At 40.9% G+C, this 15239-nt stretch carries 14 protein-coding genes; 3 read left to right on the top strand and 11 right to left on the bottom strand.

Annotated elements, in window-relative coordinates; all coding sequences use genetic code 11:
- Positions 1 to 280 precede the first annotated feature (280 nt).
- The 5 genes from SporoP32a_RS00755 to SporoP32a_RS00735 all read right to left on the bottom strand — a co-directional run bounded on the left by SporoP32a_RS00755 (position 281) and on the right by SporoP32a_RS00735 (position 5798).
- The gene (locus SporoP32a_RS00755) at positions 281 to 1891 is read right to left on the bottom strand and encodes a catalase (protein WP_157130008.1); all 1611 of its coding nucleotides are present in this window, start codon (positions 1889 to 1891) and stop codon (positions 281 to 283) included.
- Positions 1892 to 2353: 462 nt separating this feature from the next.
- On the bottom strand, positions 2354 to 3079 hold the full coding sequence (locus SporoP32a_RS00750; protein WP_085426161.1) for an amino acid ABC transporter ATP-binding protein: 726 nt from the start codon (positions 3077 to 3079) through the stop codon (positions 2354 to 2356).
- Positions 3080 to 3093: 14 nt separating this feature from the next.
- A complete protein-coding gene (locus tag SporoP32a_RS00745; protein ID WP_085428940.1) occupies positions 3094 to 3735 on the bottom strand; it encodes an amino acid ABC transporter permease in 642 nt (213 codons plus the stop codon).
- A gap of 63 nt (positions 3736 to 3798) precedes the next feature.
- Entirely contained in the window at positions 3799 to 4623 is an 825-nt protein-coding gene (locus SporoP32a_RS00740; protein ID WP_085426160.1) for a transporter substrate-binding domain-containing protein, read from the bottom strand.
- Positions 4624 to 5213: 590 nt separating this feature from the next.
- Positions 5214 to 5798 carry a uracil-DNA glycosylase gene (locus SporoP32a_RS00735; protein WP_085426159.1) on the bottom strand — a complete coding sequence of 195 codons (585 nt, stop codon included), beginning with the start codon at positions 5796 to 5798 and terminating at the stop codon, positions 5214 to 5216.
- 478 nt (positions 5799 to 6276) lie between these two features.
- On the opposite strand from SporoP32a_RS00735, the gene adhP reads away from it, so the two are divergent.
- The gene (gene adhP / locus SporoP32a_RS00730; protein WP_085428939.1) at positions 6277 to 7290 is read left to right on the top strand and encodes an alcohol dehydrogenase AdhP; all 1014 of its coding nucleotides are present in this window, start codon (positions 6277 to 6279) and stop codon (positions 7288 to 7290) included.
- Positions 7291 to 7511: 221 nt separating this feature from the next.
- Here the strand turns inward: adhP and bluB are convergent, their stop codons facing one another.
- On the bottom strand, positions 7512 to 8174 hold the full coding sequence (gene bluB / locus SporoP32a_RS00725) for a 5,6-dimethylbenzimidazole synthase (RefSeq protein ID WP_085426158.1): 663 nt from the start codon (positions 8172 to 8174) through the stop codon (positions 7512 to 7514).
- Between the two features lie 169 nt (positions 8175 to 8343).
- Between bluB and SporoP32a_RS00720 the strand changes: the two genes are divergently transcribed.
- The gene (locus tag SporoP32a_RS00720) at positions 8344 to 9183 is read left to right on the top strand and encodes a pyridoxamine kinase (RefSeq protein WP_085426157.1); all 840 of its coding nucleotides are present in this window, start codon (positions 8344 to 8346) and stop codon (positions 9181 to 9183) included.
- 65 nt (positions 9184 to 9248) lie between these two features.
- Here SporoP32a_RS00720 and SporoP32a_RS00715 read toward each other — a convergent pair whose 3' ends face one another.
- Positions 9249 to 10712, bottom strand: coding sequence for an MDR family MFS transporter (locus SporoP32a_RS00715; protein WP_085426156.1), 1464 nt, complete (start codon positions 10710 to 10712; stop codon positions 9249 to 9251).
- A gap of 152 nt (positions 10713 to 10864) precedes the next feature.
- Positions 10865 to 11734 carry a conserved phage C-terminal domain-containing protein gene (locus tag SporoP32a_RS00710; protein WP_085426155.1) on the bottom strand — a complete coding sequence of 290 codons (870 nt, stop codon included), beginning with the start codon at positions 11732 to 11734 and terminating at the stop codon, positions 10865 to 10867.
- Between the two features lie 213 nt (positions 11735 to 11947).
- On the opposite strand from SporoP32a_RS00710, the gene SporoP32a_RS00705 reads away from it, so the two are divergent.
- Complete coding sequence (locus SporoP32a_RS00705; protein WP_369823321.1) at positions 11948 to 12991, top strand: IS30 family transposase; 1044 nt, start codon at positions 11948 to 11950, stop codon at positions 12989 to 12991.
- A 168-nt stretch (positions 12992 to 13159) separates the two neighbouring features.
- Here SporoP32a_RS00705 and SporoP32a_RS00700 read toward each other — a convergent pair whose 3' ends face one another.
- The 3 genes from SporoP32a_RS00700 to SporoP32a_RS00690 form a co-directional block, all read right to left on the bottom strand.
- Positions 13160 to 13513 carry a hypothetical protein gene (locus SporoP32a_RS00700; protein ID WP_085426153.1) on the bottom strand — a complete coding sequence of 118 codons (354 nt, stop codon included), beginning with the start codon at positions 13511 to 13513 and terminating at the stop codon, positions 13160 to 13162.
- Between the two features lie 229 nt (positions 13514 to 13742).
- Complete coding sequence (locus SporoP32a_RS00695; RefSeq protein ID WP_085426152.1) at positions 13743 to 14678, bottom strand: ring-cleaving dioxygenase; 936 nt, start codon at positions 14676 to 14678, stop codon at positions 13743 to 13745.
- Positions 14679 to 14756: 78 nt separating this feature from the next.
- Positions 14757 to 15206 (bottom strand): MarR family winged helix-turn-helix transcriptional regulator, encoded by a 450-nt coding sequence (locus SporoP32a_RS00690; protein ID WP_085426151.1) that lies wholly within the window; start codon positions 15204 to 15206, stop codon positions 14757 to 14759.
- Positions 15207 to 15239: the final 33 nt, after the last annotated feature.

The following is a 15239-nucleotide window of genomic DNA, read 5'->3' as shown; positions in this document are numbered from 1 at the left end:
CTAGCTCTTTCATCTTTTGCACAGGTTGATCATTCAGCGCAATCTCCTCTAGACACTTCTTAAAATAAAGTATATCATTTTTCTGGTAAACTATCTAACTACTCTGTTATTTAATTTGTTGAATACAGCATAAAACTGTCAATATAAAAATCAGGATTTGAAAATGAAAAAACATCTATATAAGACGCAAATGTAAGTGCTTGCACAATCACATTTGTTACCTATACAGATGCTATTCACCATACATTTTAACTTGGATAGAAAGAGCTATTCCTTTTCATCAATAAGGATCTGCTTCATGACCTTTGTCTACTGCATCTTTCACAGCCATTTTGGAATCGGGCGTGCCTTGTCCAAATCTCGATTGACCCGCATCACGACCAGGGACTTTACGTTCTGCCGCCATCCCTTCGAACTCTTTCATTTTCCGTTCAATACCTGCTTGTACAAGACGTCCGTATTCAAAATCAGCTTGTGTAAAGTGATCGATCATCGCTTCTTGAATACGCACATCACACGCTGCGAGTGCATCGGAGAGGTTAGTAATTAATTCCTCTCGTTCCCACTCTTCAAACTGTCGGAACGTTTCGCCTGCTTGTCCATAATTATTCGGTCGGTCAATCGGTGCGCTCATCGCTGCTGCATTATACGTAGGTCGATGCGGAGGACGACTTTCTCCTGTTGCTTCTTTAAATCCACCGAGCATGGATGGTTCATAATTAATATGCGGATTGTCTCCCGACTCGCTTGGGTCTCGATGATCCATTTGACCACGTTGCTGGTTTGTCCGAACTTCTTTTTTGGGTGCATTAACAGGCAGTTGGAGATAATTCGTGCCGATACGATGACGCTGTGTATCGGAATACGAGAATGTACGGCCTTGAAGCATTTTATCGTCGGAAAAATCCATTCCATCAACAAGGACTCCGGTTCCGAAGGCGGCTTGCTCGATGTCCATATGAAAATCATCAGGGTTGCGGTCTAATACCATCTTTCCTACAGGCAACCAAGGAAACTGTTCTTCTGGCCAAAGTTTTGTATTATCAAGCGGATCAAAATCCAGTTCTGGGTGGTAGCCATCTTCCATAATTTGCACAAAAAGTTCCCATTCAGGGTACTCTTTCCGTTCGATCGCTTCAGATAAATCTTGCGTCGCATGTGCAACGTTTTTCGCCTGTATAGCGTCGGCATCTTCCTGTGTTAAATTTCGGATGCCTTGCTTCGGCTCCCAATGATACTTCACTAAAACCGCCTCACCTTTGTCATTGACCCACTTGTATGTATTCACACCCGAACCTTGCATATGACGGTACGTGGCGGGAATACCCCATGGAGAAAACAAAAATGTGATCATATGGATAGCTTCTGGCGATCGAGAGACAAAATCAAACATGCGCTGCGGATGCGATATATTAGAAGCGGGGTCGGCTTTGAATGCGTGAATCATATCAGGAAACTTCATTGCATCTCGAATGAAAAAGATTTTCAAATTATTTCCTACAAGGTCCCAGTTGCCATCTTCTGTATACATTTTCACCGCAAACCCTCGTGGATCTCGTGCAGTTTCGGGCGAATCTTTAGCTCCTGCTACAGTAGAGAAACGAGCGACTAAAGGCGTTCTCTTCCCAGCACCCGAAAACACTTTGGCACGGGTATACTTTTCAACTGGCTCATTTCCAGCTTTCCCATACGTTTCAAAATAACCAAAAGCACCTGAACCTCTTGCATGGACTACTCGTTCTGGTATTTCTTCACGATCAAAATGAGAGATTTTTTCAATGTAATGATAGTTTTCTAGCGTAGCGGGGCCACGGTCACCAATTGTCCTGATGTTTTGATTATCCTGTACAGAATGCCCTTGGCGCGTCGTAAGTATTTCTCGCTCTTCCATTTGACGGTCATTTGGTTTATGCTGTTTCTTTTCCACTGTATTCCTCCTCGACAAAGTGCTTTCCATTTCTACTGACAGTATGACCAGATCGTGGAATTATAAACACTAATACTTGGAGGATCGGTTATATCGCTACGCTAGGTTAGCTGAATATTGTGCTTCATAGAAAACCTCATAACTATGGACTTTGATTGGGAATCTAGTATCCCTTGTTGAATTCTTCATTTCATTTCTCCTTACTATTTCTTATCTTTATTCTTCAAATCCTCGATCAGCTCTTTCATTTCCTTGATTTCTTTTTTCTGCGTTTCAATTATACAGTAAAAAGACAGCGCGAAAAATCCTCAAACCTTGTTTCAAGATTTGAGGATTCTAGAATTTTATTCATTATTTAAATGTTTCCTGTTGTTAAGGAGCTTCAGTAACTCGTGTAACTTCGGACTAGTTGTTTTAATCCCGTTTTTACACATCCACCATTTCTAAAAATTGCAGCGTACGTTCATTTTTGGAGTGGTTAAAGAACGTATCTGGATCCGCATCTTCAATGATGACTCCGGAGTCTAGCATAATGACTCGATCTGCTACATTTTTAGCAAATTTCATTTCATGCGTCACGACGATCATCGTCATCCCTTCTTCTGCCAACGTCTGCATGACTTGCAATACTTCTCCGACGAGTTCAGGATCGAGTGCAGACGTTGGTTCATCGAATAATAGCACTTTCGGTTCCATGGCAAGCGCCCGGGCGATCGCCACTCGCTGCTTTTGTCCACCTGATAATTTATTCGGATAAACGTCCGCTTTATCGGATAAACCTACCTTTTTCAAGATTTCGAGTGCCATTTTCTTCACTTTTGCTTTGTCTATTCTTTTCACCATCAAAGGCGCTTCCATTACATTTTCTAATACGGTTTTGTGAGGGAATAAGTTAAAGTGTTGAAACACCATACCCACCTCCGCACGCACCTTCGCTAAATTATCTTTTTTCTGATTGATACTCTTTCCATCAATTGTAATTACGCCTTCATTCGTCAGTTCTAAGAAGTTTAAGCACCGTAAGAATGTACTCTTTCCTGAACCACTGACACCAATAAGAACGACTACTTCACCGCGATGTACTTCCATATCAATACCTTTTAACACGTTTAAATCTCCGAATGACTTATGGATATTTTCTGCTTTAATCATCGTATTCGCCTCCATTATTTATCTACATCCAATTTGTTCTCATACCATTTTAATAGAGCGCTGAAAATAAGAACGAGAATGAGATAATAAAGACCTACAACGAGAAACGTTTCGAATTGCTTGAAGTTCGAAGCAGCTACTCGGTTCGCTACACCAAACATTTCAGATACTCCGATGACATACACTAAAGACGAATCTTTTAATGTAATGATGAATTGGTTTCCAAGCGGTGGAATCGCACGTCGTAAAGCTTGTGGAAAGACAATTCGTCTCATCGTCAATGAACTGTTCATACCGAGTGCTAGACTTGCCTCCCGCTGACCCTTATCAATTCCTTGAATAGATCCACGGAAAATCTCTGCAATATACGCACCGTTGTGGACGCCTAAAGCAATGGCTCCTGCCCAAAAGTTATCTAATACGATAACTGAAGTAATACCGAAGTATAAAAACATAATCTGTACAATAAGTGGCGTTCCACGAATTAGTGTAATGTAAATATTTGCGATCGTTTGTAGTATTTTTGAATTCGAGATCTTCATCAGTGCGAAAAAGATACCTAAGACGGTTCCAATGACAATCGCAATCGCTGTGATCTCAATCGTTAATAGACCTGCTTCTAAAAATCCTTTATACGTACTTTTGAATACATCCATAAATGTAAGTAAAAACTCAGGCACCGGCTCACCAACTCTCTAGAAAATAGATAAGGATTGTATTTATTCCAATAGCTCGACACCTTCTAGATCGATATCCAGAAGATTTCGTCCGAACCATTTATCGGAAATTTCCTCATATGTTCCGTCTTCAATCATTTCTTTTAATGCTTCATCAAGCGCTTTTGTTAGTTCTGGATTTTCTTTATTTACAGCAATAGAAGGTTGTTCTACCCACATCGGCTTGTCGACTTCTTTGATTTCGAATCCATTTTCGATTGCTTCAAAACCAACAATATCTGCAGTAATAACGGCATCTATGCGACCTTTAACCGTTAAGTCTTTTAAAGCGACTACATCACTTGTGTAATACTGTAAATCATCCGATAGTTCTTTGGCACTCTCTTCATATGTCGACTGTGCAATGACACCAATCTTTTTTCCTTTTAAGTCTTCTGGAGATGTAATTTCGTCATTATCTTTTGCTACGAAAATCATTCCACCTGAATAATAGTAAGGCTCCGTGAAGTCTGCTTGCTCCGCGCGTTCTTTTGTATACGCCATTGAACCGATAATTGCATCAAACTTATTGCCAACTAAACCTTGTAAAATAGTTTCAAAAGGATTCGTTACGGGATTTGCTTCAAGTCCCATTTTCTCAGCAAGTGCGTTTCCAATTTCTATATCAAAACCTGTAAGTTCTCCGTCTTCTTCATAACTAAACGGTTTATACACACCACTCGCAGCAAATGTGAATTTACCTTCGTTCACTAATTTGTAAGCGGTATCATCCGTGCTCTCAGTTGACTTCTCTTCATCACTTCCACACGCCGCAAGTACTAGTACAGATACAGCTAGTAATAACATCATCATGGTAAATTTCTTCATTCTCTCCATCTCCCCTTTTAAGTTAGCTAACTAGCCAATTTTTCATGCCTTTTAATAGTACCCTATTTCTCCGTAAGAAAACCAATAATTCTAATAAAAGTTAATATTTTATTAATGAACAGACCCTATTAAATCAGTGATCTATTCACTCTAATTGAAAGCGCTTACAAATGGTATAGCATACAGTCATACACTACTTCTTTTATTATAGCCTCCATAGTTTTTCGCTACATACTGAACTTAAAATAGACTCCTAATAGGATCGAAAACTATTGATCCCCTACTACCTTTCCCTCGCTTTCTTCTATATAAGTTATCATCTATTAAAACATAAAACGTCAGGAAAGTGAACGATTAATTTTATTTTTATATAATCTATTCTAGTTTTATAATGAAGTTAAGTGTTCATTCCATGCGGAAGTTCTTGTATTTATGAAGAATAATATGAAGAATTATCATAAACAATAATACCTTATATTTACTATTAAAATAATAATTCAAATGAGCTGGTATAGAGTCAGACATCCTTCCGATTCCATACCAGCCTATATATACCCTCTCTATTTCTACATGGATGGAGTAGCTCCAAATTAATATATTCTGTTTAACTCACGGAACGCCTTCGCCACAAACGATAAGTCTTCCTCAAACATAGTCGATAGATTCGGACGACGCCTTACCGCAAGTGGGTGATATGCGACTGAAGTTTTAAATCCCCTGACTTCATGCCACTCCCCACGCAATCCTTTGACGTCCACTTCGGTATTTCGAAAAAAGGATTGAACTGCTACATTCCCTAAACAGACGACAAGGGAAGGTTGTTGCTGTTGCAATTGAGTTTCTAGATGATGAATACAAACTGATCGCACTTTCTCTTTGTCATATTTACGAAGGGGCCGTCTCTTCAGAACATATGTCACGTAAACCCACTCTTCCTCCAAACCAACTGTCGATAGGGTCCGTCTCAACGTTTGGCGCGTTCCGCAAACTATCGGATTGCCTTCACGGTCTTCTCGTGCGCCCGGATTATCCAGTATGATCATAATCGGTGCTTTCGGATTTCCTTCTCCCCAAATCATACGAGACCCTTGGTTATATAGCCCACACTCTTGGCAATCTTGCTGACTTATTGGTGTCGGATCTTCCCGCCAACTTTCTGAACAACTAGCATTCATCTTATCAACCTCCTAGATTTTCAGTATTCCCTTCGTACAAGTAAACATACTTACATTCATTGGCATGCCGATGCATGAGCACGGCATAAATAATTATAAGTTGAGCTTTTTCATTTAAAATCGAACAACAAAACAGAATTAACTAATATTCTGTCGTTTTATGTATAAATTGGATAATAGTTTACATTTATTCGGTAGCTTGCTATACTCAAAGAGTCTTAACGTGAAAGGTTGTTTTATTCTGTTTTAGCCAAGCTGAAAACGTCCTGATTGTAAGGGTGTCTCGCGTCAAACCATTTTTACTATCTCGTTTGACGTACATCATGATGAATTTTCATACAACCCCCTTATAGTAGCGCGCTTTCATCACTGGCATGCTCTGGCACTATGTAAAATTTTACACAAGAAAAGGGAGGAATCATTCATGAAATCAGCTATCGAAGGCAAAAATGCACAAGGAATCGCACTACAAACGTCCATGAAAGCAGCAATCGTTAAGGAATTCCAAACAGAGCTACAAATCGAGGAGACACTAAAACCAACACCAGGTGTAGGACAAGCGCTCGTTAAATTAGAGGCTTGTGGTGTCTGTCACACGGATTTACATGCGATTAATGGGGATTGGCCTGTCAAACCAAAACTTCCGTTGATTCCTGGCCATGAAGGTGTCGGTATTGTAGAAGCGATCGGACCTAACGTGACATCCGTAAAAGTTGGAGATCGCGTCGGGATTCCTTGGCTTTACTCCGCATGCGGTGAATGTGAATATTGTTTAGCAGGTAAAGAGACCCTTTGTCACGACCAAGAAAACGGTGGCTATTCAGTAGATGGTGGGTATGCAGAATATTGCCTTGCAGCTGCTGATTATGTAGCGAAAATTCCTGAAAATTTAAGTTCTGTTGAAGCAGCACCGATTCTTTGTGCTGGCGTGACGACGTATAAAGCGTTGAAAGTATCAGGAGCGAAGCCTGGAGACTGGGTTGCTATTTACGGTATCGGTGGTCTAGGTCATGTTGCATTGCAATACGCAAAAGCTATGGGCTTCAATGTAGTCGCGGTTGATATTGCAGATGAAAAGTTGGAGCTTGCGAAGAAACTAGGCGCTGACATGACAGTGAACGGTAAAAATGAAGATCCTGCGGAAGCGATTCAACAGCAAATCGGTGGCGTACAAGCGGCTATTAGCGTAGCTGTTTCAAAGGTACCGTTTGAGCAAGCATACCGTTCTATTAAGCGTGGAGGCACGCTCGTCGCGGTTGGACTTCCACATGACGAACTACCAATCCCTATTTTCCATACTGTTTTGAACGCGATCACAGTAAAAGGATCGATCGTTGGGACACGTCTCGATATGAAAGAAGCGCTAGATTTCGCTGCTCGCGGAAAAGTAAAAGCGCAAATCGAAACAGCTCCTCTTTCCGAAGTGAATACCGTGTTGGATAAAATGGAAAAAGGTCAAATTAACGGACGCATTGTGTTGACGTTTGATTGATCTTGCGTGTAGTTGCTATGAAGTAGAGTAGATTCCTTTCGAAAATATAGTTTCAAATAAAAAAGCGTATCTTCTAGGTGAGTGAATAGCCTAGTTGATACGCTTTTATTATATTCAGCACGTATGGGTTAGAATTTCCCTGGAAATACATCTATAGGATGTTCATCTAATGAGATAGGCGGTTTTTGCGTTCGGCGTTGTGTAACGACTGTACAACTGCTTCAATTGCCATTAGAAGAATCTTTTTTGTTACCCCAACCATCTTCGAAAATCAATGCATCTAGTTCCCTTCTCTTTTCCCAATTCGCAGACTCCAATATAGGCTTCACGGGATAGTTTTCCGTATAACCGATCGACAGTAATGCGATGGGATCAATATGAGGAGGAATGTTTAAAATATCGCGCACATCATTTTTCTTATAAAAACTTACCCAACCTAATGCTAATCCTTCGGCAGTAGCGGCTAACCACATATTTTGGATGGCACACGCCGTAGACAGCGCATCCGTCTCAGGAATAGAATTACGCCCTAGTACATGCGATCCGCCACGTGTAGGATCACATGTCACGCAAATAGTGATTGGTGCTTCTTTCAATCCTTGTACTTTCAGCCCTAAAAACTTCGTTTGTTTTTCCTCTTCATAATGGATCGCAAGCGCTTGTCGTTCTTTATCTGCGGCCCATGCCAACTTTTCTTTCACTTCATCAGACGACACGATGATGAAATTCCATGGTTGCATGAAACCAACAGACGGTGCATGATGGGCAGCGGTTAATATTCTATGTACGATGTCTTCCGGTATGGCGTCAGGTAAAAAAGTTCGGACATCTCTTCTCGTGTAAATCGCTTTGTAGACTGCTTCTTTTTCGGGTTGTGAAAACATGTATTTCTCCTCCTAGTGTGTGTAACAGTATATGTTGATTGTAGCAGATAGTACCACGCGTCAAAAAGGATGACTAGATTCACTTTTCTACCACCGTAGATCTGCCAGTATACTACAGCATTTTTATGCTATGATACGTATAATACAAAGCTAGTTACGGAGGATTTCCATGAAAAAAGTTGCTGTTATTCAAGACCTGTCATCATTCGGTAAATGTTCACTGACTGCCGCCATCCCAGTGCTTTCGGTGATGGGCGTTCAAGCTTGTCCGTTACCTACTGCGGTTCTATCGTCACAAACGGAATATCCGAGTTATTTCTGTGAAGACTTAACGCGTATAATCCCCGCTTTTACAAATGAGTGGAAAAAGCTTGACGTTTCTTTTGACGGTATTCAAACGGGCTATATTACAGGTAAAGAAGAAATTCACCATATTTTAGATTTCCTTGAACATTTCCATACGAGCGAAACACTTTTACTCGTGGATCCTGTGCTTGGGGATAAAGGCAAAGCGTACGATAACTTTGACGCCGAACTTCTCAAACAGATGAAAGTTCTTGTGGCACAAGCAGATATTATTACACCGAACATTACGGAATGCTGTTTGTTGACGGGGTATGATTACGACACGCTACATAGTTGCACTAGTGAAGAGGATTTCTTGAATATTGTAGAGGAAGCAGGTAAGCAGTTGCAAAACGCTACGGGTGCCGAGATTATTATTACAGGTGTCCATCCACCAAGTAAAGATCATTCTGTTGGGAATCTATATATAAGCGAAAATGAAACGTATTACAGTTCTGTCCCTTACAACGGCAAAAGTTATTCAGGTACTGGGGATTTATTTGCTTCTGTGCTGATGGGTGGACGTATGCGTGGTATGAAAACGGAACAAGCGATTCAACTAGCAGAAGAATTCCTCGTAGCTGCGATAGAAGATACCGCTTTACAAAATACGCCAATGGTGGCGGGAGTGAATTTTGAGACGTATTTACGGATGTTGTTATGAAAAGTAGATCATGAAAACGATATATAAAAACCTCAATTCCAATTCAAGAATTGAGGTTTTTTCTATTACTTGTTTTCTTCTACATAATCTTCAGGTGTTGCACGATAGACGATGAATGACAGCACGACCGCCACGAGCGACATAGCAAACGCGATGAAGTACACAAGCTCTACTCCAGCAACGAGTGCGAGATCTGCTGTTAACGCATCTGTAGGCGTCTGAGACTTCTCTAGGAAGTGCAGTTGTCTCGCGTTCATAATACTAATGAACACCGACACGCCGATTGCACCAGCGACAGGTTGTAGCGTCGACATCACCGCTGTACCGTGCGGATATAATTTCTTAGGGAGTTGATTTAATCCGTTCGTCTCGGCAGGCATCATAATGGCAGAGACCGCAAGCATTAGTAAAATATAACTGACGACGACAACCCAAATCGGTGTCTCGAGCGTTAACCGGCTCATCATGAACATCGTTGCACTCAATACGATCGTAGCAGGTATCATCAGCACACGAGGTCCGAACTTATCAAATAGTGAGCCCATGAATGGTGACATAATACCGTTTAGTATACTGCCTGGCAGTAAAATCAAACCGGCTGTGGCAGCAGTTAATGCGAGAGGACCTTGCATGTAAATAGGCAAGATAATTTCCGATGCGAACATCGCCATAATGATGATCAGAAACAGAATGACGGCGTGTGTGAACATTGGGTAACGGAACACACGCATATTCATGATCGGTTCTTCTAGCTTCAACTGACGTAGCACGAACAGGACGATCCCGATCACTCCGATGCTAATAAACAGTAAGACGAGCGGATCTGCAAAACCTTTTGCGCTGTTACCAACAGAGCTGAACCCATAGACGAGTGAACCAAAGCCGATCGATGAGTAGACCAATGAAAGATAATCGATTTTAGGCTTTGTGACTTCGGTAACGTTGATCAAGTATTTAAAACCGAAGGCAATCGAGAATAGCGCGAATGGAATGACTAACAAGAATAGATAACGCCATCCTAAGTATTCCACGATGACGCCTGATAACGTCGGACCAATTGCGGGCGCAAACATGATGACAAGTCCGATAAGTCCCATAATCTTTCCGCGTTTATGTGGCGGATAAATGAGTAGGAATACATTGAAGATGATCGGCATGAGCAAGCCTGTTCCAACAGCTTGAATTAATCGTCCTGTTAAAAGAATTGCGAACGTCGGTGCACTCGCTGCTACGATCGTTCCGATAGTGAAGACGGTCATAGTACCAAGGAATAGCTGGCGCGTTGTGAACCATTGGATTAGTAATGCTGAGATGGGAATGACCACTGCCATGACGAGCATGAAGCCTGTCGCCATCCATTGCACAGTAGGTAATGTAATCGAAAATTGATCCATTAACGTAATAAGTGCGATGTTCAATAATGTTTCGTTTAGAATAGCGAAGAATGCGCCGATGATCAGTGCAAGCATAATGGGTATCACTTTGATATTCGGATTATCCGCCAAGTATTCGTATTTCTGTTCGTCCATCTGAAAACCTCTTTCGTTGATCACTTGAATTCGGCAATATAGGTACCGTTCATTTATTCTTATCATGCTTTTTTATAGGCGATGTGTCAATCTTTCGGGTTCTAAAAGAACAACTTTTTTCAAAGATTTACTTTCTCGTTCACATTCACTATCTAGCCTAGATTCTCACCTCGGCTAAAATCCAATACAGGCGCGCGATACACATGCCTTTGCACAGCTTGTGTAGGAATTACCGGTTGTTCATTCAAATAGTTTTCAAAGTTCGTCGGGTTGAATAACGTGGAAGGACGTAAGTATGCACGGTATTCAGGATTGTTATTCCACTGCGTAACTTTGAGATCAATGACTTGTATGAAATCTTGTTGTGTATAGCCTTCTTTCACTCTTGCGTTGATAAATTTCTTAGTTGCTGCAGATGTTGTTTTAAATTGCTTACCGGTTTTCTCGTTCAAATACGAAATGACGAAATGCGTAACGTCGAGAGGCTTCTCGACAAGCTCTTTATTCTTTATTTCTTTAATTTCTTTAAGTTCTTTGGTTATAGGCCGTCTCACATTGGTACAGTCCCTCGTTTCATGTTGGTATGACACAGCGTTTCGAAGTGAAACGTCCGTTGTATCAGATTGAAACATCGCATGATCTACTTCCAGTTCACTTTTTGCTAGTACCGTTTCTTCTACCGACGTATCATCTTGACTAGAAAAAACCGGTAGTTTAGTATAATCAATCCGATACCATTTCGTCTTATCGATTTTCATTTTGTTATATTGCGAAGTCGAAATGAGGTATCCTTGCTTTTCCAAATTATAGATCGTGCGTTTGATCGTCATACATGACAAGAATGAAAATTCCTCCTGCCATTGATCAACGGTTTTGTACACCCACCGATAGTCGTCGCGTACATTTTTTGAAATGAGTGAGCGGAAATGCAGTTGTTGCAGAAATAACGCCTCATTCAATCCGACTAAATGGACAAGAGACGGCAATAATTGTAATGGCTGTTCATTGATTAATAACTTCATACTGAATTCCTCCTAAAAAGTATGTAAGTGATAGCAATTCACCACTTCACTTACTATATAGAAGGCTTTTTGCATAAGGATACTCCTATTCAAACTATTTTTTCTAGGGCCAATTGTACAATCAAGTTAGCCATCTAAATTCAAATAAAAAAATGCCACTATAAAATTTCGTGTATCATTGAAGTTACGAGACAAACAATGAGAGGAAGTTTTATAGTGGCACAACTTGAGAATACCATACAAAACCGTAAAAATAAACACCTGTCAGCTTTTGAGCGCGGTCAAATCGAGGCGCTTCACAAGGACGGGCACACCAACCGAGAGATTGGCAGACGCTTAGGACGCGTTCATCAAACCATTGCCAATGAATTAGAGCGTGGAACCACGACTCAACTTCAAACTGGACGCACGCCCTATACAGCCTATTTCGCTGAAACGGGACAGGCGATCTATGAACGAAATCGACTTCAGTGCGGGGCGAAAAGTAAGTTGCTTATCGCGAGTGAATTTATCGATTTCGCATGTGAGAAGATCCTAGATGAGGACTGGTCGCCAGATGCGGTTGTTGGATTTATAAGCCTTCAAAACGAATGGATAGACCGACCTACAGTGTCCACGAAAACCCTTTATAACTACATTGATTTAGACATATTACGCGTTCGAAACATAGACTTGCCGATGAAACTAAGACGGAACACCAAAGTGAAACGCATCCGTAGAAACCGTCGTATTCTGGGCATGAGTATCGCTGAACGTCCCGTTGAAATTGATAACCGTCAAGAATTCGGTCATTGGGAAATTGATACGGTAGAAGGACAGAAGTCTGATGACAACGCGTTACTGACACTCGTTGAACGTAAAACGAGAAACTATTATGCGATTCTACTAGACGATCAAGATCACGATTCAGTGGACTATGCGATGAACCAATTACGACAGGATTTCGGCGAGCTGTTTCCTCAAGTATTTAAAACGATTACGTCAGATAACGGCAGCGAGTTTTCTAATCTAACAACGAGTCTTCAAGGGGTCACGGACGTCTATTTCGCTCGTCCATACGCACCGTATGAAAGAGGGTCCAACGAGCGACACAACGGACTTCTCAGACGATATATTCCCAAAGGAAAAGCGATTTCTGATTACTCTACAGCGTCTATTCAACATATTTATCAGACATTGAATCAGTTGCCCAGGAAGATTTTGAACTATCGACAGCCATCCGTTTTGTTTGAACAAGAGTTAGCTAGGTTAGCTTAGTATTTTCAAAAAGAGATTATCGATAGAGGGATAACAGCCCCCTTCATACATACACTGGATTTTATCTAAGTGGCTAACTTAATATTGCAATTTAGGCTATTTTTTCTAGCTACAAAACTCCACGAAAAAAGAGCGGAAGCATAAGCCTCCACTCATTCGTATTACACATTAGTTGATATTCACTACTTCCTCGCTCGCTGGTTGAAGCAAATGTATCGCATTCGACTTACATACTTCATAATCCACGAGGTACATCTTTTCTCCAAAGTTCTGTCGCTTCGAATAAATGCAGCCGGACTTCTCCAGTTTTCGTATTGCACGAATAATCGTAGCCATTGACCAGAAACTCATCACAGCATGCCACTCTTTATACGACCTGCGCACCCACTGCGTCCCTTCTTCCGTATCATACGGACCGAAAGACAGCTCGTGGATTTGCTGCAAAAACATCGATTCATTGAGTCCGATCTTCTCCGCTGTCTGTGGATGAAATTGTAGAAACGATTCATGGTTAAGTTGCATACTAGTTTCCCCCTATTAACTTGTTGTAAGTGGCAGCTATTTGCCTCTTCACTAGCTATATAGAGAGCTTTCTGAATAAGGATACTCCTTTTTAAAATAAAATTTCAAATATATAAAAAAAAAGTCAGTGCAGGATAGAAATGCCGTCTGTTAAACAGTAGACGAACATGTACACACCTTTCACTAACTTCTTTAAAGTAGTCACTTCAGAACAAGACGAGTTGATGGATTACAATTCACGGACAGTAATCGGTATCAATCTGCGCTCCATTTCATCACGTTGTTGCTCATATTGTGCAGGTAATTTCAATTCTTGTCCCATCGTTTCTTCCGACTCATCATGCGCAAAGCCTGGAGGATCCGTCGCAATTTCGAATAAAATTTCTCCATGCTCTCTAAAGTAAATCGCATTGAAGTAGTTTCGATCTTTAACTGCCGTCACGCCATACCCATGTTCTGAAACATGGTCTTGCCATTCCAATTGATCTTCGTCATCAATCGCTCTCCACGCAATATGGTGAACAGTTCCGACGCCCATTTGACCTTTACCCGTTGAAGTTGCTTTGAGATCGACAATATTTCCAATGTCTGCGGATGAACGGAAACGAATATAGTCTCCCTCTTTTTCGATCCGTTCAAGCCCCATGACGTTTTCCAATAGATCTGCTGTTTTAGTCGGTTGTGAAGAATATAAAGTAGCGCCACCGAAACCTTTAATCGCTACTTCAGGTGTCACGCCTCCAAATGTCCAGGCATTCTGTTCACCTTCCGCACGCTCCACTAGTTCAAGTTGAAGACCATGTGGGTCATTAAACTGTAGGTACTGCTCACCAAATCGTTCTGTCTTCGTTACATCCACGTTAAATTTGGCTAAGCGTTGTTCCCAAAACATTAGTGCTCCAAGAGGAACAACATAAGAAGTTACACCTACTTGGCCATCTCCTATTTTCCCTTGATAGGCAATTGCCCATGGGAAGAACGTGATAATCGAACCTGGTTTGCCGCCTTCATTACCGAAATATAAATGGTACGTACCTGGATCATCAAAGTTCACTGTTTTTTTCACTAAACGTAAACCTAAAACGCCTGCATAAAAATCGACGTTTTCTTGAGGATGCCCAACAATAGCTGTAATGTGATGGATACCACTAGTTTGCTTCATCATATTTCGCACTCCTTTTGTTATTCACTATATAATTAAAATCAATTAATCTAGTACGAATTCGAGGTATCAAATGAAAAGTTACAAGTTTTGCGCGTGAAAGCCTACTTTTTTCAGCTGTTCAATTACTTCTTGCTTTTCTTTTACGTCTAATCCACTAAAAATTTCTTTCATCGCTTTTTTATGTTCTGGAAAGACTTGATTCATCAGTTCGGTTCCTTCAGTGGTCAACGTAGCATGGATGACCCGACGATCTTTCGGACACGGTTTTCGCTTTAACAACTGTTTCTTTTCCAACTGATCGACCACATACGTAATACTACTACTGGCAATTAACACTTTCTCACCAATTTTTTGTATCGGTTGATCACCTTTGCTGTAAATGAATTCCAGAACCGCGAACTCTGTCGGGTTTAAACCCAAACATTTTATATCTTCAATGACACGCTTTTTTATTGACTCTACAGCACGGGTTAGAACAACGAATAATTTCAGAGATAATGCCTCTTCCAGTTGATCTTTTGCATTCATACTTATCATCTCACTTAGTTTTACTATTTTTTC

The sequence above is a fragment of the Sporosarcina ureae genome, from assembly GCF_002109325.1.
Taxonomy (GTDB): Bacteria; Bacillota; Bacilli; order Bacillales_A; family Planococcaceae; genus Sporosarcina; species Sporosarcina ureae_C.
Note: the sequence above shows the minus strand (reverse complement) of the source record. Positions and strands in the feature narration are given on the sequence as shown.